This is a genomic window from Gluconobacter sp. DsW_058 (genome assembly GCF_002153615.1).
Lineage (GTDB): Bacteria > Pseudomonadota > Alphaproteobacteria > Acetobacterales > Acetobacteraceae > Gluconobacter > Gluconobacter cerinus.
Window position 1 is genome coordinate 1 of record NZ_JOPH01000072.1, and the last position, 19887, is coordinate 19887.

Here is a 19887-nt window from a genome sequence, read left to right on the forward strand (position 1 = left end):
AGCGTCAATCAGCACGCCAAAAGCCCAAAATCAAAACCAAGGTACATCAACCAATAGTTCTTCGATCCCTCCAACTGGTCCAAAAGCCGTAAAAGGCAATCTGTAAGAAATCCTTACAGGTTGCCGCCGAGAGTGGTATTTAAGCCGCCAATCGCTCGCAGAACGAAGCCAGTTCCTGATGATGCAGCAGATGCACGCCTGTTGTGGCTGCAAGCTGTCGGGCCGGAATTGTGTAACCGGCGTTTGAAGCCACGATAGCCTCATCTGCCTGCTGGTGCTGTTTGGCGGTGTAGATTTCCTGCACAGCTTTGTTTCCGACCGGCTGGCTATAGAGTTTGCATTGAACCACGATCTTCCGGCCGCCTTTGGTAGCAATGATATCCGCGCCCTGGTCGCCACTTGCCTGGGTGACGCGGGCGTTCCATCCGGCTTGCTCCAGAAGCAGCGCACAATGCCGCTCATAGTCGAAGGGGTCCATCTGAGGGTCGAATACACGTGGATCGCTCAGCGGCTTCTGATTGAGAACAGCGCCGGGCGGCATACGTTGGGCGATTTCTTCAATGCGTGCCTGTGCTTGGTCTGCTAGCCCCTGCCATTGATCGGCCAAGCCTTCTACCTGGAGAAGAGGTAGAACCCGGGTGTTGCAGAAATAGCCGACCTCCTTGGCCCATTTGGTCAAATGAATTGTGCCATAGGCGTCTGTTGTCACCAGTTGAAGGCGGCGAACCTGCAAAGCCGTTCCTTGGTCGCGAATTTCTTTGTCGATGATTTCCCAAGCCCGGCGTTTACGTGCGGCCCGGCGGCGTGCCCGAAGTACAAAATATCCGATCAGGCCTGCTGCTATCAGGGCGCATATCAGTAGTCCGCCCGAACCTGAATCTTGGGTTTTTGCAGAACTGGGAACAGCAGTGGATGTGACAGAAGGCGTGGGCTCACCTGGCGTATTGTCTTCTGGTGCCTCGTTGGTCGTGGCCTCTGTGTCGTGCCGTGGTTTCTGCCAGCCTTTAGGCAAAATATCCGTGGTCTCGCTAGAAGGCTGTGAGGCTTCTTGGTCTGGGCTTGCGGGGGCTAGCTGCACTGGCCCGTCTGCTGGGGCTTCTGCGGAAGACTGGGGAGGTATGGGTAGGCCAGCGGATACCTGCTCTGGAAGGAAGAACAGTGGGGGCATCCCTGCGCGTGGCGGATCGCGGCGCAAGAGAAGCAGCCCGTTCGCCTGGCTGATTTGTTCCCATTTCTCGCTGGGCTCAACCTGGAAGCATCGGCCATCAGTAATAACGAAGTGAACCCAGCCCGGATCGTTCTGGCGCGGATCTGCATGGTTGGCGAGGGCGCGCGTGGCTCGTGGGTTTACGCAGGCATAGGACTGCCCGGCGGGATGAAACACCCCATCTGCCAGGGCTGTAGCAGGAGAGAGCAGAGCAAGAGCCATGAGCAGAGAACTAAGATTTTGGCTGCGCATTCGATGTCTCCTGACAGTTGGCAGCGGGGAAATGACGAGAATGGAAACAGCTTTTTAATTAGCGCGCTGTTCTTTCTCCGTCACAACGGCTTGCATCTTCCTATTTACCTCGGCCGCATCTGCGCCGTGGTGAGCGCGTCTGTGACAGGTGGGGCAGATGCCGGCGACGAAATGGGGGTCATCTGGACCGCCATCGCTCAAGCGCCTGATATGATGGGCTTCTAGGTATGGTTGCCCCGCGGCTGTCTTAAATGGGGCTGGTCCAGCGCAGCTCTCACACTTGCCGGCAGCCCGGCGTAGAACATAGTTCCGGACATCTCGACTGCGGGCAGGGACTGAGCTGGCGCTTGTTTTATTCCGGCGTGGTGGGACTTTGGCGGCTTCTAACGCCCGGCGTCTCAGTTCTTCTAGGCTTAGGTCGGATGTATCCTGAAAGTCTGCGTCGCGCCCCTCTTCGGCTTCTTCTGTCTCATCAGACGTCAAAGGCGAAAGCGTGAAAACAATCGCTTCTCGCTCGTTTCCTTCAATGTCTTTCTGTCGTTCTGTGTGCCAGCCAGCACACGTGTAGAAACCTCGGAATCTTACCGGCGCGCCTTTTGCCTCTTGTGAAAAGAGCAGCAGGTCTTTTCCATTCTCCGCATGATTAAGGATGGCGGCATTGCCTCTTTCCATCCGCATGTCGCCGATTTGACCTTGGCCCGTGTAGTGAAATGATCCGTCAGGCTGAAAGGTATCTTGATACCCCAAGAACGAGGTCGCGTGGCCGGTGAAAATAAAGATGCCCGGTGCGTCTGCCGGGGTAGAAATGCCGCCTTGCTCCTGCCCGCCGTAGAGGTGGTGAATGTAGCGACGCCGGCTGTATGTTTTGCCTGCGACAAAAGGCCAAACGTCTGGAATCGGTCGGGGGATAACGTAGCTAATTTTGAGGGCAGGAGAGTGCCCGCTTGGTGGCTCATGCAAGACTGTATCGTGAACAGTTCTTGCCTTTTGCATTACTCCAGAGGCAGACGCCGGCCTTTTAATACCCTCATCGCCCAAATCTTTCATTAAGTCCCGCGCGATGATGGTGACTTCGGTTTGGCCAGCTGAGCGAGCGGCTTTGAAACGGGCGTCCAATGCTTCTTGGAAGTGTTGGGCAAGCTCCATATTTCTTTTGGTCATGGCTTTTGCAGCCGCACGCCGGGGCCGCCTCCGTTTTGGGGAATGAACTCTACGCCTGCGGCTTCCAGGGCTTTGCGGATGGCTATGATCGTATTCTCTTTAAGGGGTTCACCGCGCTCGAGCCGGGCAATCGTATCCGGCGATACATTGGCTTCACGAGCCAAATCACGGACGCCCCAAGCTATAGCGGCGCGCGCCATCTTACATTGAACAGGTAGCAAAATCAGAACCCTGATACGATTTCTATTGCAGAGAGATCGTAACTGTGTTCCGATATATGGGCAAGGAAATTGCAGCCGGTAGGGAAGGTGCAAGCTCCCAAACCGGCCTAACCACATACCGAGAGGAACCTCGGCAATGGCTATTCATGCCTTTACCACGTCCGGCTTACGCCGGGCAGTGATTGCGTCTGTGCATCTTGTTTCTGAGGCCGCGCCTGCTGTTCTGGGGGCTGGTCTGTTTCTGCTGTCTGTTGTGACACTTGCCCAGCCAGAAAACCTTCGCAGGAGATACGTTCCTGTCTCCCATCACATCGCGGCTAAGCCACCTGCTGGCCTCCTTCTGGCTAACGCTGTGGATGCCTGGCCTAAGGAGATGGCACCGTGAACCCTTCGCTTGGTGTATCGCGCCGTCTGGCAATCGTCGGGGGCTTGGTGGCGTTCGCCGGGCAGACGGCTGGGGCAATGGTGCCTGGGGATGCTGAATTGTTGGCCCGGTGCGATGCTTTCCGTGCTTGCGGGCAACGTCTGAGCAGCCTCAACTCTATTCCCGAACCCCCTTTTGGAACCGAGGCGCTGCGAGATCTGGAAGCTCGGCGAGATCCGATTCTTGATGAGCGCTGCACGATCTTGGGCCAGATCGCTGACATGCCCGCCCGAACGCGGCGGGGAATAGCTGCTAAAGCGGCGCTTGTTCAGGAGTTGTTACCGTCCGCACTGGAAGACTTTGGCTTGGATGTGTCTTCTGAGGAGATCCGGCTTGTTTTGTCTCTGGCCCGTGATGTGGGGGAGGCGAATTGATGCCTAGTCTAATAATAAACGCTCAAACTACGCGATTGCCTGTTCCTGTTTTGTGCCAGATGATGCAGGGAGGCGCGGCTAGGTCTGGCCGCCGAAAGCTGGTTCCCCATGACTGGCCCGCTGCGCCGTTAAGTGTGTGGCATGGGTTGAGTCGGTATGGGGCAGTTATGAGAGACGAAAGAGCGGCGTTTCCGCTACTAAGCGATTTCAGAACGAAAATCGGAACCCAAGATCTATCGGTTCGAAATGCTTGTCTCGTTTGGGGAAAGCCTCAAGATGCAGAAGCTTATTTGAGTCTTCCCAAGCCGCGACCATTGCCGGGTTGCCCCGGCCTGTTTACTTGCGGTCTCAATGAGAGTGAACGGCACACGGAAAAACTTTTAAGAGCTAATCTATTAAAAAATATAAAGGCGGAACTTCTGTCAGGAAGTTTGATCGCTACAGCAAGAAGTATCCATGATGACGGCTTTTCTGTGCCGCGTGTTGTACCAAAGGAAAATTGGAAAACATTAAAATTATCTTGGGATAACTGTAAAGCTCTACGGAATGGGGATGAGTGCCTCACGGATGTAAGAATTTCAAAAGAATACCATGATGAAATACTGCAAAAAATAAAAAATAAAGGCGGACGACCATCGAAAATTAGTTGGTCTAAAGCTGCGGCTATTATGGTGGCTTGGATAGCCGAAAATGGCGAGCCAGGCGCGGAAAGAGGCGATCACGCGCGTGCGGTTGAAAATTTACTTTTGAAAATGGGCGAACACGCCCCTTGTGAAAGTGAAGCCAAGAAATTTGTTTCAGACGTAACGCGAGAAGTCACGGCGTACAAATCTAAAGCATGAATGGATGGAAACTACTTTTCATCCGTTTCAGCTGATTAATTAGGCGCATGCAAGCAGCCTGACACGCATGGAATAGCCGCAAGGTTCATTCCTCATGTGTGAGGAAACATTATGGATAATAGGAATAATCGTGCTGCTTCTGAGCAACTTGTTGTCTCTGAAAGGCAGGCTGCGTCGATGGTAGGGCTCGGGGCTCGGACTCTACAAAAAAAGCGCTTGGATGGAACTGGTCCGACATTCGTTCAACTCACTGAGCGGCGTATTGGGTATGCGGTCATTGAGCTTCAACGCTGGATTTCCAGTCGTTCAGTGCGCTCTACGGCAGAGGTGACGGTACGAGCCCAGCGGGAGCGCTCGTCGTCATGCTGACAATTCCTGCTGTATCTTTATCCGGTTCCGAAGATGAAAGCCTGCTTTGGTCTGGCTCAGGTGCTTCTGGGTATTCAGATCTGTTAACTCGCTTCCTGACCTTTGCTCATGGCTGTGTCGATTATGTAGAAAACAGCCTGTGGCGGCGTGAGATGGAACCGACCTTGCGTTTGCATGGGCGATACGAATTTCAGCCGGTGCCATCTCAGGAAGCAGTTCTTGGGCTTTTGGCTGTGTGGGCGGATCTGCGGAAAGTGGTTCTGGCAGATGATGCCTTTCTTGCCCTGCTCGATCCAGACATGCCGGAAGACGGGCATAATCAGTTTCAGTCTCTAAAGGCCGCCTTGGTGTGGTTCCGCATTAGACTGGATCGGGATGTTCGCACGGTCGAGGCGAGGAACTGGCTGGACGTCCTCAAATTTGAGGACGTTCTCACCCTCGCAGAAAAGCGGGATCAGGCAGCCAAACGGTTGATTGCTGGAACTGCCATCGTCGGGCCGGAAGGTGACATCGTGGCTCTACCTGCGGCCTGGCGGGAGGGTGCGGTATGACCGTAGTTCTTGCAGGTTTTCGAGTTGGAATTGCAGAGCTGGCTATTTTAGGACTGCTCTTCCCTGCTGAATGTGATGACCTGCCCGTATGGTCAACAGATGAGAGAGAAGTCTTCCGTCGAGCTGCGCTCTTGGTGCTGAAAGAGGGCGAAATCGTTAAGGTGCCGCCGGGCGGCGAACGGGATGCGCTAACCGAGGCACAATGGGCGGTAAATGATCAGGATTCAGACTGGTGGCCCTATACGTGGCGTGAAGTTGCCTCCGATGGTCCTGCGATCCAGCAAGTTCATGTTCATGATTTAACGCTCCCTTTGCTTTGGGGAATAGAGTGGCTCTTACCAGAACTGGAGCGACGACGTTTTGCGTATGCAGATCCGGCAATAAGGGCAGCATGTAACCTCCTACAGCAGGCCAAGGCTCGGCTAGATGTATTGAGGGAGCGTCAGGGCGGCTTCATTGAAGATGTGCCGACTCTACACGATGCTTGTGAACGCTTCTCGGACGCGCTGCACGATCGTTGCCCTGTTCTTATGGCGTGGCCCGGTCTGGAGCCTGAACCCGTATGAGGCAGCATGACGCGGGCACACTCTCACGGATGCTAGCGGAACGCATTGGCGTTCTGGTGCGTGAGTTGCTGCCGAATGGCCGGAAGGACGGAGCGGAATGGCGGTGTGGGTCTCTGGCTGGTGAGAAAGGCCAAAGCCTTGCCGTTCATCTGAATGGTTCTCGTGCAGGTGTCTGGGCTGACTTCAGTTCAAGAGAACGCGGGGATGCGCTGGATCTGGTGGCGGCTGTCCTGTTCAGTGGCGAGCGGAAAGAAGCCATGAAATGGGCTGTCAGTTGGCTGGGGCTGGGTGATGGTTCTGCACCGACTTTCCGCGCTCCTGAACGGAGGCAGCCTGTTCCAGATAAGCGGAATGAGGAACTGGATCAGGAGGCCCAGCGCAAGCGAGCTTCTGCGCGTCGGCTATGGCATGACACGGCACCTGGTATCGCAGGAACGCCAGTAGAGGCTTATCTCGCCGGGCGCGGGATTGTTCTGCGTGAGCTTGGGCGTGCTCCTGGCGCGCTGCGTTTCAATCCGTCTGTCTGGTGCGGAGAAGTGCAGAGGCCGCTTCCAGTCATGCTTGCGGCGATCTGTGGTCCATCTGGAAAACTGGTGGCCGTTCATCGGACGTGGCTGGGTCAGACGCCGGGCGGCCAATGGGTCAAGGCTGATCTTCAGAACGCCAAGAAGGTGCTGGGATCGTTTGCCGGTGGGTGCATCCGCCTATGGCGCGGAGCCTCTGGCAAGGCGTTGGGTGTAGCTCCAGGCGATGACGTGACGGTTGTTGCGGAAGGCATTGAAACGGCGCTGTCCGTGGCTGTGGCCTGTCCTGAGTTCCGCGTGTTGTCTGCGGTCTCACTGAGCAACATGGCTGCCGTCGCTCTGCCAGACACGCTCAAAGACATCATCATCGCGGCTGACAATGACAGCGGGAATGAGAAAGCCCGTCGCGCTCTGGATGCCGCTCTCAAGAAATTCGTATCGCAGGGCCGCACTGTTCGGCTCGCTATGCCTGAAATCGTACATGGAGACTGGAACGATGTCCTCCGGGGAAAAGACACAGAAGGGCAGCAAGAGCGGCCAATCTGAAATTCGCAAGGGAATTGAGAACGCCAAAGTGGTTCAGTTTCCAGAAGCGGGACGGAATGACGCAAAACCGCAGGAAGTCAGTGAAGACCGGCGGTTTATTTATCGGGATGATGGGATCTGGCGTCGTAACGGTGATGGCGCTCCGTATTTCATCTGCGGACCTGTCGAAGTGCTAGGAGAATCACGCGATGAAGCCGGGCAGAACTGGGGGCTTCTCTTGGCTTGGCATGACCGTGATGGACATCGGCATGAAGAAGCTTTTGCCCGTGCTTTGTTCGCGGGAGATGGCAATGAGATCCGGAGCCGTTTGGCTGATGGTGGTCTGACACTTGGCGCCGGGCCGAAAGCCAAGGCCGCGTTCCTGGAGTGGCTGGCGAGTTTGCAGAGTTCGCAACGTGCGAGAAGTGTGACGAAGATCGGCTGGCATCGCTTCGGGGGTGGGGATGTGTTTGTTCTGCCTGATGAAACGCTGGGTGAAACTTCTGAGCGTGTGGTTTTGCAGACGCTGGATCGTGAAGCGTCTCTGTTTGGGGTTTCAGGCAGCGTAGAAGATTGGAAACTCCAGATTGGTGCGCTGTGCATGAAGAACAGCCGTCTAATCTTCGCAGCCTCGTGTGCCTTTGCTGCGCCTCTTCTGGGGCTGCTGGGTGAAGAGGGCGGCGGCATCTCCTTCAAGGGTTCTAGTCGTCTGGGTAAGTCTACGGCCTTGCGCGTGGCGGCCTCTGTGTGTGGTGGCACACCTCAGAACGGGGCAGGGGGTTACATTCGCTCCTGGCGTTCTACGTCCAACGGTATCGAGAGCACGGCCTTGGCAAGTTGTGACGTGCTGCTGCCACTGGATGAGATCGGGCAGCTGGACCCGCGTGAGGCTGGTGAGATTGCCTATTTGCTCTCGAACGGGCAGGGCAAGGCGCGTGCTTCTCGGACGGGTGGAGCGCGGACGGTGGCGCGGTTTCGCATTCTGTTCCTGTCCACCGGCGAGTTGGGGCTTGCGGATCTCAACCGGGAAGCTGGAAAGGCGACAAAGGCCGGGCAGGAAGTGCGGTTTGCTGATCTGCCAGCAGACGCCGGGCATGGTCGTGGATTGTTTGAAGATGTGCATGACCATGACACGCCAGACGCTTTCGCCCGTTACCTGCGCGTTGTCACAGGGCAGTATTATGGCGCACCGCTACGAGCGTTCCTGTTGCGGCTTACGGATGAACTGCGGATGAAAGGGAATGACGCCATACAGGATCGGTTGCGGGGTCGTATGGCGGATCTGACGGTTCAGTGGTTGCAGTCCTATCCTGAGGCATCCGGACAGGTGCGGAGTGTGGCTGCACGATTTGCGATGGTGGCAGCGGGCGGAGAACTCGCGACGGAATACGGGCTGACAGGCTGGGATCATGATACGCCCGGCGTGATGGCGGAGATCTGTTTTGCTGCATGGCTGGCAGAGCGCGGAACGGTTGGACGGCGTGAGGATGAGCAGGCTGTTGCCCAGGTGCGAGACTTCATTGCCAAGAATGGTGAAGCGCGTTTTGAACGGTGGGTTGATCCCACTCAAGATGAGGTAGCGCAGTCAGAAGAAAGCCAGCCGCCGGGCGAAAGGTTCCGGACGCAGAACCGGGCAGGCTGGAAGCGTTGGATGAAAGGTGAAGAAGGGCGGCATGAGTGGCGTTACTTCCTGACCGCGGAGGGAATGTCTGAAGCTCTATCAGGGTTGAACCGACGCAATGCCACACAGACGCTGATTGAGACGGGCTATCTCATGCCTGGCAAGAATAAGAACTCGACTGTCATTTCTCCGCCGGGCCATCGCAATATCCGAGCGTATGAGGTGAAGGCTTCTATTTTGGGAACGGAAGAGGGGGATCGCTGAGGCGATCTCCTTTCGCCATGCGTTGGACGCATGAGTTCAGGCTGTCTCTTTTGAGTATACCGATACGAGACGGTTTTGTGAGACACGGAATTGGCGGATTTCCTTGTCTCATTTGGGTTGATTTTTTCATATGAGACATTCTATGAGAAAGGTCTAGACCCAAACGAGACATTTGGAACCGCCATATGACTATCTACGGTTACGCCCGCGTCAGTACCACCGATCAGGATCTCACAATTCAGGAGCAGGCTCTCAAAGCGGCTGGGTGTCAGGTCATTCGTTCCGAGAAGGTGTCAGGGACTTCAACCGCCGGGCGTCGAGAGCTGCAAACCCTGCTCGCCTTCCTACAGGCAGGTGACATGCTGGTGGTGACGCGGATTGATCGCCTGGCTCGATCCATCGCGGATCTGCAAACCATCATGCTCACACTCAAAGACAAGGGCGCGGCTTTGCGTTGCACGGAGCAGCCAGTGGATACGACCACGGCAGCGGGCAAGGCGTTCCTGGACATGCTGGGTGTGTTCGCGGAGTTCGAGACGAACCTGCGGCGTGAACGTCAGCTGGAAGGAATCAAGGCCGCTAAAGAACGTGGCGTCTATACCGGCCGCAAGTCCTCGATTGATGCTGACGTGGTGAGGAAGCTGAGAGATGAGGGAATCGGGCCTGTTGAGATAGCCAAGCGTCTCGGCATTGGTAGGGCCAGTGTCTATCGCATTCTATCTGCTGATCTCTGAGCCTGCTGCGGTCCGGGTGCCTGGTCTGCGCGGGCAGCGCAGGAAGTTTCCTTCCCGCGTTTTTTGCCTCCCTATGCATTAAGCGCATATCGCTACCTTTTGAGGCTGGCATATGCGGATGGGCGTGTTTGGGAGGTGTTAAAGAAAAACCCTAGTTTTCTGCGGAATAGCCATAAGAGCCAATAACACCTTTTAGAAGGTGTTACGCCTGAACTACGAAAGGTGTTATTAGAAAATTGTTATAAAACAGATACTTATCAGTGCAATAACACCCTAACACCTTTAACACCGTTTTTAGGGCAAGGGTGAGAAAGGCAGGAGTAGAGACCTTCGAGATATGCGTTTTGTGCATATGTCTACAGGTATGACTGCCAAAGGGGGGAGGTCAAATCTTCAAAGGGCCTTGGGCACCCTAACCGCATCAGGCTCACGCGTAGATTTTCTGGGGTATCTTTGAAAACAATCAAAGAAATCAAACAGCCAGGTGCGGAGAGGGAAGGGGGATGCGAATCTCTAGAGGCAAAGCAGCCCGGACCGCAGCCTAGGCAAACTTTCATACCCGCGAAATTGCAGGAAAAAGCTACCTAGAGATTTCGGGGAGAGATTTTTCAAATGAGTCCGGATTGAGTCCGGAAGATTGGACCACCCAAAACTAAGCTCAAAAGCGAACGCTTATGACGAAAGCTTCTGCTAGCAAAAAGTCTAGGATTTTCAAGGGTAAGACCGGAAACGGAGCTTGGTGGGCACACAAGGGCTCGAACCTTGGACCCGCTGATTAAGAGTCAGCTGCTCTACCAACTGAGCTATGTGCCCGTCGCTCCGTTTCCGGTGAGGCGCCTTATAAAGGGGAAGCGGGAATGCTTGCAAGGGGTTTTTTCAGATTATAATGAATAAAATCCAAAAAAATGATGGCCCCCTTTGATGACCGCGTCTTATTCCCGGTTGAGAAGACGCATGAGGCTCTCAAACTGTTCAAGAGATCGGTAATCGATCTTTAGCGAGCCGCCCTTTTTTCCGTCGTAAGCGATGTGGACTTTAAGTCCCAGCCGGAGAGCCAGATCTTCTTCAATCTGGACAATCTCTGCGTCCCGGCGCTTTTTCTGAACGGCTTTCTTCTCTGATTTTTCAGCGACAAGAGCTTCTGTCTGGCGGACATTCAGCCCTTTTTCCAAAACAGTTTTGGCCGCAGCTATCGGGTCTGGATGGCTCAGAAGGGCACGGGCATGTCCGGCTGAGAGTTCACCGCGGCGAACATGGGCCCGGATCTCTGGCGGCAGGTTCAGCAAGCGCATGGTATTGGTGATGTGAGGTCGAGATTTTCCGACGGCGCCGGCCAGTTCTTCCTGCGTTAGGGTATAATCTGTGATGAGCCGCTGAAGGCCTTCAGCTTCTTCAATCGGGTTCAGGTCGGCGCGCTGAAGGTTTTCCACAAGCGCGGCTGCCATGGCGTCCGTGTCATCCAGCTGGCGCACATGCACGGGAACACTATGCAGCCCAGCAAGCTGAGAGGCGCGCCACCGCCGCTCGCCAGCGATAATCTGGTATCGCTCAGGGTTGGCCGGGTCTGGTCGGACGAGGAGGGGCTGCAGAACGCCGCGGGACCGAATGGAATTGGCCAGTTCTTCCAGGCGCTCAGGGTTCATGTCCTGACGGGGCTGAAAGGGGCTGGGCTCCAGCACGTCAACGGGCAGGGACGTATGCTGCTGAACAGGCGCATTGGCGCGCGTAGCACGGGCCAGTTGGGGAGCCTGATCGCCCAGAAGGGCGGCAAGACCACGACCGAGGCGCGGAGAAGTGTCCTTTTTGGCCATCGCAGCTTACGCCTTTGTCCTGTTCTCGGTTCGCTTCAGAAGTTCGTCCGCCAGTGCCACATAGGCGACTGCGCCTGTGGAGCGCGCATCATAATGCAGCACCGGGCTGCCATGGCTCTGAGCTTCGGAAATACGAATATTTCGGGGAATCAGCGTTTCAAGAACCTGCTCACCGAAGAAACCCCGCGCATCTTGTGCGACGAGTTCTGAAAGGTTGTTCCGCCGATCGTACATGGTCAGCACAATGCCTTCGAGATGCAGATCTGCATTGAAAGCGCGCCGCACGCGGTCAATGGTGCGCACAAGCTGACTGATCCCTTCCAGCGCAAAGAACTCACACTGTAGCGGCACGAGAACGCTGTCTGCAGCGACGAGGGCATTGAGCGTGAGAAGGCCAAGGCTGGGCGGACAATCGATCAGAATGGTATCGTAGTCGCCTTCCAGGGAGCGCAGAGCGTCCCTTAGACGATATTCACGACGCTCATCTGCGATCATCTCAAGTTCAGCACCAGCCAGCTCATTATTGGCGGTGATAATCGAAAGATTTTCGAACTCTGTCGGCTGTGCGAGAGCGTGTGGCTCTGCTTCCTGCATCAGGGCGGCATACGTGCCAATATTCCGCTGATCATACTCAATGCCCAACCCGGTCGAGGCATTGCCTTGAGGGTCCAGATCAACGAGCAGGACGCGCTGTTTCCGTGCCAGCGCTGCGGCTAGGTTGATTGTGGTCGTGGTTTTGCCAACACCGCCCTTCTGGTTGGTGACGGCAATGATGCGGGTGGTGGGGGATACGGAATTAGACGACACGCTTGAAATCACTGACCTTGATAATGGCTCCGCCGGGGTCGGTGCGGCTGGGAAGAATGGTAGATGTCATGTGCCAGTCACGGCTTGCCTCGGTCAACTCATCCTGCGCCTTTATGCCTTTGAGAAACAGACAAAATCCGTTTTCTTTCAGCAAAGGACGGGCCCATCCGAGCAGTTTGACGAGGGGCGCCAGTGCACGAGCTGTAATAATGTCTGCTTCTGGCGGAGTTGCTGACTCAATCCGCTTTGGAATGACCGTGACTTTGGCTCCGCAGATGCGACCAGCTTCTCGGAGGAAGGCACATTTTCGCTGATCGGACTCAATCAACGTCACAGGATTATCTGTTGCGATTGCTAGAATAAGGCCAGGAAAGCCTCCGCCTGAGCCCAGATCAGTAATGGTTGCACCGGCAGGAATCATGTCTGCGAGTTGCAGGCTGTCCTGGATATGGCGTGGCCACAATTGGCCCAGATCTTTTGGGCTGACCAGATTGATCTTCGCATTCCATTGCACGAGCAGGTCTGCGAAGCGTTCCAGTCTCTCCTGCGTTTCACGTGAAACGGTGGTCATGACAGGGTCCTTACATGGGCCAGCAGGGCAACCAGCGCAGCGGGGGTTACACCTCGCACACGTTGCGCAGCTGCAAAGCTGGTTGGTCGCGCCTGAGTAAAACGCTCACGCATCTCACTGCTCAGGCCGCCGATAGCGTTGTAATCCAGATTGTCCGGAAGAGCGATGGCGCTTTCAGATGCGAGCTGCTTGATCTCTCGATCCTGCCGCTGGAGATAGCCGCCGTAGCGGGCTTCCGTTTCCACATGGCGGCGGATACGGAGAGGCAGGTCACCAAACCATGGCGCCAGATCCAACACCTTCGAATGATCGCCGTTGCTGGCAAGAACATCCAGAACGCTCCGACGTCGCCCATCCAGAGAGACCTCAAACCCGACGTCCTTGAGGGCTTGGGGCAGGAAGGTCGTTGATGCTGCCAGTGCCATGGCCGCATCAATCTGGGTTTTCATGTCGGTAAAGGCTTCAGCGCGTTCAGAGAGAATGCAATCCGCTTCCATGCCTTTTGGCGTAAGTCGTAGGTCTGCATTGTCAGCCCGAAGGCTCAGGCGATACTCGGCCCGTGACGTGAACATGCGGTAGGGCTCGCTGATGCCGTGCAATGTCAGGTCGTCGATCATGACACCCAGATAAGCATCGCTCCGATCCAAAACGAGCGGATCGTTTCCGGCGGTCGCGCGAGCGGCATTCAGGCCGGCAAGAAGGCCCTGAGCGCCGGCTTCTTCATAGCCTGTCGTGCCGTTGATCTGCCCCGCAAGGTAAAGGCCAGGCAGGCTGCGCAACTGAAGTGAAGGCATCAGCTCCCGCGGATCGACGTAATCATACTCCACAGCGTATCCGGCTGTGACGATCCGTGCTTTTTCCAGCCCCGGCATCGAAGCGATCATGAGGGCCTGAACATCAGCGGGAAGGCTGGTGCTGATCCCGTTCGGGTAAACAAGGTCACCCCCGGGATTCCCAGGGAGCGCTTCGGGCTCAAGAAAAACCTGATGGGAAGACCGCTCTGCGAAACGGACAACCTTGTCCTCAATCGATGGGCAATATCGTGGGCCACGGCCTGCAATCGCGCCACCATACATGGCTGAACGGTGCAGGTTTTCGTTGATGATCCGGTGCGTTTCCGGTGTGGTCTGGCTGATCCGGCACGAGACCTGGGCGTTGGTGATGCTGCTCGTGAGAGGGCTGAACGGCTCTGGAACTTCATCCCCCCGATCTTCAGGCAGGCTCTCCCAGTCAATGCTGTCTCGGGCAATGCGTGGTGGTGTGCCAGTCTTGAGGCGCCCCATACGAAGCTTTAGAGCTTCCAGTCGTTCTCCCAGCTTGGTGGCGGGCGCTTCACCGATGCGCCCCGCAAGCTGCTGTTCATGGCCGACATGGATGACACCGCGCAGGAACGTGCCTGTCGTGAGCACCACGGCGCCACAGCGGTAGGACCGACCATCTTCGCAGATCACACCACGAATATTTCCGTTCTCTTCAATCAGATCTCCAACCGCACCTGCCATGATGGTCAGGTTGGGTGTTTCTGCCAGAAGGGTTTGAATGGCCGTTCTATAAAGGGAGCGATCTGCCTGCGCGCGAGGACCATGCACAGCCGGTCCTTTGGAGCGATTGAGCAGCTTGAAATGGATGCCAGCGCGATCAGCGGCTTTGCCCATCAGCCCATCCAGTGCATCAATCTCACGCACGAGATGTCCTTTGCCGATGCCGCCGATGGCAGGATTGCAAGACATAGCCCCGATGGTTTCGAGCTTATGCGTCAGCAGGAGCGTCTTGGCCCCAAAGCGTGCTGACGCTGCGGCTGCTTCACAACCAGCATGGCCGCCGCCGATCACGATGACATCGAAATCGCTCAAAACTTACTTCCCGATACAGAACTGCCCGAAAATTGCATCGAGCAGGGATTCAACATCAACACGTCCTGTCAGACGTCCCAGAGCCTGCATGGACAGGCGTAATTCTTCTCCGCGCAACTCGGGCCACATGGCACCTCGGGCGAGATCCAGGTGCGTAACAGCTTCCTGAATGCCTGCACGGTGGCGCGCACGGGTCAAAGGCGGCGCTCCGGCATTGGCCGTCATCGCTGAGACCCGTTGGGTCAGGAAGGCTCGCAGTTCTGACAGACCTTCACCCGTCTGGGTGCTGATGCCTAGCATGTTCGGAGGCGCTGGCGCGATGTCGATTTTCGTTCGGACTGCAATTTCATCGGAAGACAAAGCATCGGCTGCTTCATCTGGTCCAATGAGGTGCAGAATAACGTCCGCCTGTTTCACGTGAAACAGTGCCCTGCGAATACCTTCCGCCTCAATCTCATCTTCAGTTTCCCGCAGCCCGGCGGTGTCGATCAGACGAAGACGAACGCCATCCAGAACCCAGTCTACCGCAATGGCATCCCGTGTTGTTCCTGCGCGGTGAGTGACAATAGCTGCGTCATATCCGGATAACGCATTGAGAAGGCTTGATTTTCCAACATTTGGCGAGCCTGCGATCACGACCGTCAGCCCTTGTCGCATCAGTTCTCCACGGTTGTCCTGAAGATGAACGGACATCTCGCTATGTAAAGCGGACATCTCGGTCAGAAGAGTGTGTTCCACCTCGGGGGGAAGGTCTTCATCAGGAAAGTCGATCAGAGCTTCCTGATGGGCCAGAACAAGCCTTAACCGTTGAGCCCATCCATCATAAAGGCGACTTAGCGCCCCATCGGCTTGTTGCAGGGCCTGTTTGCGCTGGCTTTCAGTCTCGGAATCGACAAGGTCTGCGATGGCTTCTGCTTGCAGGAGATCCAGTCGGCCCTTCTGCACGGCGCGCTTTGTGAATTCTCCCGGCTCTGCAGGACGGGCGCCCAGATCCGTCAGGGCGTCAGCGACACGTGTAATAACGGCCGGACCTGCATGCAGGTGTAGCTCGAACCCATCTTCTCCGGTGTACGATTTTGGCCCTGGCAGCCATAGCACCACAGCATGATCCATCACCTCGCCCTGATGGCGAAGGCTCCGGAGGCTGGCACGCCGAGGTTCGGGTAGGGACCCGCACAGGCTTTGGAGAACAGAGGCGCTTCCCGGTCCGCTGGCGCGCATGATGGCGATCGCTGCGCGGCCTGCGCCTGTGGCCAGAGCAAAAATGACCTGAGGGTCCGAGGAAGAAAAGGGGTTCATGCCCCTTTATGTAATGCAGGACGTCGTCATGTGAAATCGGCCTGCACAAAAGAAAACGGGCGGTCCGTTTCCGGACCGCCCGTTTCTGTCAGACCGACAGGGTCAGAAGAGGCTTATTGAGCCTCGTCCACACCCGTATGTGTCTGCGGGGAGAAGGTCCAGCCTTCGCCGTAAGGCTGTGGCATGTAAGCCATCCAGCCTCTGGATGACACGTTCCAGCCTGCTGTGGAAACCGGAGCACCTGTTGTACGGAGCTTGCGGATGTCTGCGGCAGATAGCGTGCCTGGAGCCTGGTTGCCCCAGCTCTTGCGCATGAAGTTAACGGCATCAGCGATCTGCTGGTCAGACAGATGATCGCGGAAGCCCGGCATGGCAACAGCAGATGGTGCTGTGTTCGTCGGAGGCAGAATGCCGCCGAAGGTCACGATGTTGGCCATCGACGTTGCATTGTCGGTGATGACAACCGGATTGCCAGCCAGAGGCGGGAACATACGGTTGACGCCTGTACCGTCATTCATGTGGCAGATGGCGCAGTTATGCAGATAAACCTCTGCGCCCGCATCACCCTTGCCGCCAGCTTCCAGCAGGGCTGTTGCCTTGCCATCGTCCTGACCAAGGTTCTTACCCTCAGGCACGGCAGGCATGCTCTTCAGGTACTTGGCTGTGGCGTGCAGATCGTCATCAGTCCAATGCTGCGTGCTGTAGGCCACCACGTCAGCCATGCCACCGAAGACGGCGGAATGGTCGATACGGCCGCTCTTCAGGAATTCAGCAATATCGTCTTCAGACCAGCGGCCCAGACCTGTGTCGCTGTTGCTGCGCAGGCTTGGTGCAATCCAGTTGTCGATGGGGGCACCACCGGACAGGTAAGCATTGCCGTCCTTGGCCGTGTAACCCTTGACCTGCATGGCCATGCCCCGAGGTGTATGACACTCGCCGCAATGGCCCGGGCCGTTCACCAGATACTCGCCGCGAGCCACTTCCGGATCGGAAATGCTCTTGTCCAGACCCGGTGTAACGGTCGGCACGAACATGGCGCGCCAGATGGCCAGCGGCCAGCGCATGTTCATCGGCCAGGAGATGTCCGGCTGCTTGTTCTGAAGGGCGACCGGCTTCACGCCATGCATGAAGAAGGCATACATGGCCTTGATGTCGTCGTCAGACAGGCGGGCAAACTCAGGATACGGCATGGCCGGATAAACCGTCGCGCCGTCCTTGCGGATACCCTTGCGGATCGCCTTGGTGAAGTCTTCCAGTGTGTAGCTGCCAATACCGTATGTCGAGTCAGGCGTGATGTTGGTGGAGTAAATCGTGCCGATCGGGCTCTTGATCTCCAGACCACCAGCAAAAGGCTGACCGTGCAGGCTTGTATGACAGGCAACGCAGTCAGACAGGCGGGCCACGTAGGCACCGCGCTGAATCAGGGCGTCATCAGCGTCCTGGGCTTGGGCAGCGCCAAAAGACACTGCCATAAGGCCGACTGCGGCCGCGAATTTCCATCCCTGTTTCATCTCAGATACCAGTCTGTCCCGAGTTAATGCCTTGAGCATGTCACGTCATTCCTTTCAGCGTGACGGTTTCCCGTCACGGATGGTCCGGCGTTGCAGGCGCAACCGGACCCTGAGGGACGTTGAGGAATTCGCCGTTCGGGACGCCTGCCTCATTCTCTCGGGCCTTGACTTCGTCTGCGTAGGACTCGTTGGCGCGCTTTACGATGAAGTTACGGATGTCTTCGATTTCAGCCGGAGACATGGACGTGTCGAAACGATCCATACCGTAGGCCGTCAGAGCACCCTTGCCGACGAGCTTGTAGAACTTCTCAGGCCCGCGGATCGCACCGGACCAACGCAGGTCAGGCAGAACGCCGCCAGAGATGCTGTTGTCGCCGTGGCAGGCTGCGCAATAGGTCTGGAACTGGAAGTAGCCGTCCTTGGTCTTGGCTTCATCCCACTTCTCAGGCGGTTTCACCGGAACAAATCCAAGCTCGTTCTTGGCAGGCAGCTTGTCGTTGCCATCAAGAGCAAAGGCAATGATCCGTGAGTGGTTGACGGTCCAGCCGGATGTCCGAGCTACGCCACCGAGGAAGAACGGATAGATACCGCCCCAACCCACTTCAACCGCAACGTACTGCTTGCCGTGAGCCGTATAGGTCACAGGAGGAGCAATGATGGCGCTCTGGGCTGGGAACTTGAACAGATCCTTGCCTGTCGTAGCGTCGTAAGCATGGAATTCACCGGTCGCGAGACCCTGGAACAGGACGCCGCCGGCCGTGGCAAGAAGGCCACCATTCCACGGACCCTTGTGGTCAACCGTGAACGCTGCCTGCTGCTTCTGCGGATCCCAGGCCACGATCCAGCCCTTCAGATCTTTCAGGAACTGGGCTTTGTCAGCCTTGTGCTGCGGATCGTTGTCATCCAGCAGGCCGATCTTGTTCATGTCCAGACCAAGGTTCCAGCTATCGTGGTGAGCCTTGAAGCCACCCTTCTGCGGGTCATAGACGAACGGAACCTGCTGAGCCGGGATGTAAACCAGCTTCGTCTGCGGGCTGTAAGCCATGGCAGCAAAGTTATGGCCACCCAGATCGCCCGGAATGCCGTACCAGGGCTTGCCGTTCAGCGTCCACAGAGCATCCGGGTTATAGTTCGGACGTCCCGTTACAGGGTCCAGACCATTGGCCCAGTTCTCGTAGGTGTAGGGCTTGCCGGAAATGAACTTACCGGTCTTGGCATCGAGGATATAGAAAAAGCCGTTCTTTGGCGCATGAACGAGCACATGGCGCATTTCGCCATTGATCGGCATGTCGAGCGCCATGATCTGCTGAACCGAGGTGTAATCCCACTGGTCCATCGGCGTTTCCTGGAAATGCCAGACGTATTTGCCGGTATCAGGATTGATGGCCACGATGCTGCCGAGGAAGAGGTTGTTCCCTTTTCCTTCAGAACGGAACTTGTAGTTCCATGGTGAGCCGTTACCGACTCCCAGGTAGACGAGATCTGTGACCGGGTCATAGATCAGCGAGTCCCAGACGGTACCGCCGCCGCCCTGCTGCTTCCATGCGCCGCCCTTGCTCCATGTCGGGTAAGCCTTGGACATCAGCACATCGTCAGAAGCTGCGCCGTCCGGCTTATTGTCGGGGTTTGGAACAGTGAAGAAGCGCCAGTCCACCTTACCCGTTTCAGCGTCATACGCCGTCACGAAGCCACGGGCGCCAAATTCTGCACCACCGTTACCGACGATGACCTTGCCCTTGGCAATACGCGGCGCGCCATCAAGCGTGTAAGAGCGCTGATGACCGAGCTGTGCTTCCTTGGGAACCGTATAAACGCTCCAGACCAGCTTGCCGGTCTTGGCGTCCAGAGCGATCAGACGACCGTCAAACGTACCAAAATAGACCTTGCCGTTCCAGTAAGCCGCACCACGATTGACCGTATCGCAGCAGCCACGGTCAGCAATGTTGCCGGGAACTTTTGGATCATAGGACCAGAGCAGCTTACCTGTTGCTGCATCCAGAGCTTTCATCTTGCTCCAGTTGGTCGTGGCATACATGACGCCATCGATGATCAGCGGCGTACCTTCCTGCCCACGGTTGGTATCCAGGTCATAGTGCCACGCCAGCTTCAGATTGCCAGCATTGTCCTTGGTGATCTGGTCTAGGGGGCTATAGCGCTGCTCGGAGTAGGTCCGACCATAGCTCATCCAGTCTCCTGGATGCTGGTCGGCATTGGTGATGGCGGTACCGGTGTCCTCAGCGAGGGCAAGAGGGGAAGCTGCGCAGAATGCCAGTGCGGCCGCGCAGCCCAGAAGGCGCTTCTTCGTAACGTTGATCGGCGTCAGTAGACCAGAAACCATGATCCGACTGTCCTTTTTGCAAAGACTGTTCTTACTGCTGATATTCCGGACCGCTCAAGTCC

The 19887-nt window shown here is 56.5% G+C and carries 18 protein-coding genes and 1 tRNA gene; 8 read left to right on the forward strand and 11 right to left on the reverse strand.

What is annotated here, in order from left to right:
- Nucleotides 1-139: 139 nt before the first annotated feature.
- From HK24_RS12200 to HK24_RS12210, 3 genes are read right to left on the reverse strand one after another with little or no spacing between them, the layout of a single operon-like run.
- The gene (locus HK24_RS12200) at nucleotides 140-1459 is read right to left on the reverse strand and encodes a restriction endonuclease (protein WP_086634700.1); all 1320 of its coding nucleotides are present in this window, start codon (nucleotides 1457-1459) and stop codon (nucleotides 140-142) included.
- Nucleotides 1460-1513: 54 nt separating this feature from the next.
- On the reverse strand, nucleotides 1514-2620 hold the full coding sequence (locus HK24_RS12205; protein ID WP_086634701.1) for an HNH endonuclease signature motif containing protein: 1107 nt from the start codon (nucleotides 2618-2620) through the stop codon (nucleotides 1514-1516).
- Nucleotides 2617-2820 (reverse strand): helix-turn-helix transcriptional regulator, encoded by a 204-nt coding sequence (locus HK24_RS12210; protein ID WP_086634702.1) that lies wholly within the window; start codon nucleotides 2818-2820, stop codon nucleotides 2617-2619. The genes HK24_RS12205 and HK24_RS12210 overlap by 4 nt, the downstream gene beginning before the upstream one ends.
- A 157-nt stretch (nucleotides 2821-2977) precedes the next feature.
- Here HK24_RS12210 and HK24_RS12215 point away from each other — a divergent pair, with 157 nt between their 5' ends.
- The 8 genes from HK24_RS12215 to HK24_RS12250 all read left to right on the forward strand — a co-directional run bounded on the left by HK24_RS12215 (nucleotide 2978) and on the right by HK24_RS12250 (nucleotide 9635).
- Nucleotides 2978-3226 carry a hypothetical protein gene (locus HK24_RS12215; protein ID WP_086634703.1) on the forward strand — a complete coding sequence of 83 codons (249 nt, stop codon included), beginning with the start codon at nucleotides 2978-2980 and terminating at the stop codon, nucleotides 3224-3226.
- Nucleotides 3223-3639 (forward strand): hypothetical protein, encoded by a 417-nt coding sequence (locus HK24_RS12220; RefSeq protein ID WP_086634704.1) that lies wholly within the window; start codon nucleotides 3223-3225, stop codon nucleotides 3637-3639. Before HK24_RS12215 ends, HK24_RS12220 begins: the two co-directional genes overlap by 4 nt.
- Before the next feature lie 290 nt (nucleotides 3640-3929).
- Nucleotides 3930-4481: a hypothetical protein gene (locus tag HK24_RS13505; protein WP_143412328.1), complete on the forward strand. Its 552-nt coding sequence runs from the start codon at nucleotides 3930-3932 to the stop codon at nucleotides 4479-4481.
- 362 nt (nucleotides 4482-4843) lie between these two features.
- Complete coding sequence (locus tag HK24_RS12230) at nucleotides 4844-5401, forward strand: hypothetical protein (RefSeq protein ID WP_233126257.1); 558 nt, start codon at nucleotides 4844-4846, stop codon at nucleotides 5399-5401.
- The gene (locus HK24_RS12235; protein ID WP_086634706.1) at nucleotides 5398-5967 is read left to right on the forward strand and encodes a hypothetical protein; all 570 of its coding nucleotides are present in this window, start codon (nucleotides 5398-5400) and stop codon (nucleotides 5965-5967) included. Before HK24_RS12230 ends, HK24_RS12235 begins: the two co-directional genes overlap by 4 nt.
- Entirely contained in the window at nucleotides 5964-7037 is a 1074-nt protein-coding gene (locus HK24_RS12240; protein ID WP_198942135.1) for a toprim domain-containing protein, read from the forward strand. Before HK24_RS12235 ends, HK24_RS12240 begins: the two co-directional genes overlap by 4 nt.
- A complete protein-coding gene (locus HK24_RS12245) occupies nucleotides 6988-8901 on the forward strand; it encodes a DUF927 domain-containing protein (RefSeq protein ID WP_086634707.1) in 1914 nt (637 codons plus the stop codon). The genes HK24_RS12240 and HK24_RS12245 overlap by 50 nt, the downstream gene beginning before the upstream one ends.
- Nucleotides 8902-9086: 185 nt before the next feature.
- A complete protein-coding gene (locus HK24_RS12250; RefSeq protein WP_007282972.1) occupies nucleotides 9087-9635 on the forward strand; it encodes a recombinase family protein in 549 nt (182 codons plus the stop codon).
- Nucleotides 9636-10372: 737 nt separating this feature from the next.
- Here the strand turns inward: HK24_RS12250 and HK24_RS12255 are convergent.
- The 8 genes from HK24_RS12255 to HK24_RS12290 all read right to left on the reverse strand — a co-directional run bounded on the left by HK24_RS12255 (nucleotide 10373) and on the right by HK24_RS12290 (nucleotide 19825).
- Nucleotides 10373-10448, reverse strand: a tRNA-Lys gene (locus HK24_RS12255).
- Nucleotides 10449-10567: 119 nt separating this feature from the next.
- Nucleotides 10568-11446: a ParB/RepB/Spo0J family partition protein gene (locus HK24_RS12260; protein ID WP_046900405.1), complete on the reverse strand. Its 879-nt coding sequence runs from the start codon at nucleotides 11444-11446 to the stop codon at nucleotides 10568-10570.
- Between the two features lie 6 nt (nucleotides 11447-11452).
- Entirely contained in the window at nucleotides 11453-12253 is an 801-nt protein-coding gene (locus HK24_RS12265) for a ParA family protein (protein ID WP_086634708.1), read from the reverse strand.
- Nucleotides 12243-12824, reverse strand: a complete 582-nt coding sequence (rsmG, locus tag HK24_RS12270; RefSeq protein WP_086634709.1) for a 16S rRNA (guanine(527)-N(7))-methyltransferase RsmG — start codon at nucleotides 12822-12824, stop codon at nucleotides 12243-12245. Before rsmG ends, HK24_RS12265 begins: the two co-directional genes overlap by 11 nt.
- Nucleotides 12821-14677, reverse strand: a complete 1857-nt coding sequence (gene mnmG, locus HK24_RS12275) for a tRNA uridine-5-carboxymethylaminomethyl(34) synthesis enzyme MnmG (protein ID WP_086634710.1) — start codon at nucleotides 14675-14677, stop codon at nucleotides 12821-12823. Before mnmG ends, rsmG begins: the two co-directional genes overlap by 4 nt.
- Before the next feature lie 3 nt (nucleotides 14678-14680).
- Entirely contained in the window at nucleotides 14681-15976 is a 1296-nt protein-coding gene (mnmE, locus tag HK24_RS12280; RefSeq protein WP_086634711.1) for a tRNA uridine-5-carboxymethylaminomethyl(34) synthesis GTPase MnmE, read from the reverse strand.
- A gap of 113 nt (nucleotides 15977-16089) precedes the next feature.
- The gene (locus HK24_RS12285; RefSeq protein ID WP_086634712.1) at nucleotides 16090-17526 is read right to left on the reverse strand and encodes a c-type cytochrome; all 1437 of its coding nucleotides are present in this window, start codon (nucleotides 17524-17526) and stop codon (nucleotides 16090-16092) included.
- A 34-nt stretch (nucleotides 17527-17560) separates the two neighbouring features.
- Complete coding sequence (locus HK24_RS12290; protein WP_086634713.1) at nucleotides 17561-19825, reverse strand: PQQ-dependent dehydrogenase, methanol/ethanol family; 2265 nt, start codon at nucleotides 19823-19825, stop codon at nucleotides 17561-17563.
- Nucleotides 19826-19887: the final 62 nt, after the last annotated feature.

Coding starts and splice junctions, on each gene's coding strand:
- HK24_RS12235 (WP_086634706.1), top strand. CDS start 5,398: ATGACCGTAGTTCTTGCAGGTTTTCGAGTTGGAATTGCAGAGCTGGCT.
- rsmG (WP_086634709.1), bottom strand. CDS start 12,824: ATGACCACCGTTTCACGTGAAACGCAGGAGAGACTGGAACGCTTCGCA.
- HK24_RS12230 (WP_233126257.1), top strand. CDS start 4,844: ATGCTGACAATTCCTGCTGTATCTTTATCCGGTTCCGAAGATGAAAGC.
- HK24_RS12210 (WP_086634702.1), bottom strand. CDS start 2,820: ATGGCGCGCGCCGCTATAGCTTGGGGCGTCCGTGATTTGGCTCGTGAA.
- HK24_RS12260 (WP_046900405.1), bottom strand. CDS start 11,446: ATGGCCAAAAAGGACACTTCTCCGCGCCTCGGTCGTGGTCTTGCCGCC.
- HK24_RS12250 (WP_007282972.1), top strand. CDS start 9,087: ATGACTATCTACGGTTACGCCCGCGTCAGTACCACCGATCAGGATCTC.
- HK24_RS12290 (WP_086634713.1), bottom strand. CDS start 19,825: ATGGTTTCTGGTCTACTGACGCCGATCAACGTTACGAAGAAGCGCCTT.
- mnmE (WP_086634711.1), bottom strand. CDS start 15,976: ATGAACCCCTTTTCTTCCTCGGACCCTCAGGTCATTTTTGCTCTGGCC.
- HK24_RS12215 (WP_086634703.1), top strand. CDS start 2,978: ATGGCTATTCATGCCTTTACCACGTCCGGCTTACGCCGGGCAGTGATT.
- HK24_RS12285 (WP_086634712.1), bottom strand. CDS start 17,526: ATGCTCAAGGCATTAACTCGGGACAGACTGGTATCTGAGATGAAACAG.
- HK24_RS12240 (WP_198942135.1), top strand. CDS start 5,964: ATGAGGCAGCATGACGCGGGCACACTCTCACGGATGCTAGCGGAACGC.
- HK24_RS12205 (WP_086634701.1), bottom strand. CDS start 2,620: ATGACCAAAAGAAATATGGAGCTTGCCCAACACTTCCAAGAAGCATTG.
- HK24_RS12200 (WP_086634700.1), bottom strand. CDS start 1,459: ATGCGCAGCCAAAATCTTAGTTCTCTGCTCATGGCTCTTGCTCTGCTC.
- HK24_RS12245 (WP_086634707.1), top strand. CDS start 6,988: ATGTCCTCCGGGGAAAAGACACAGAAGGGCAGCAAGAGCGGCCAATCT.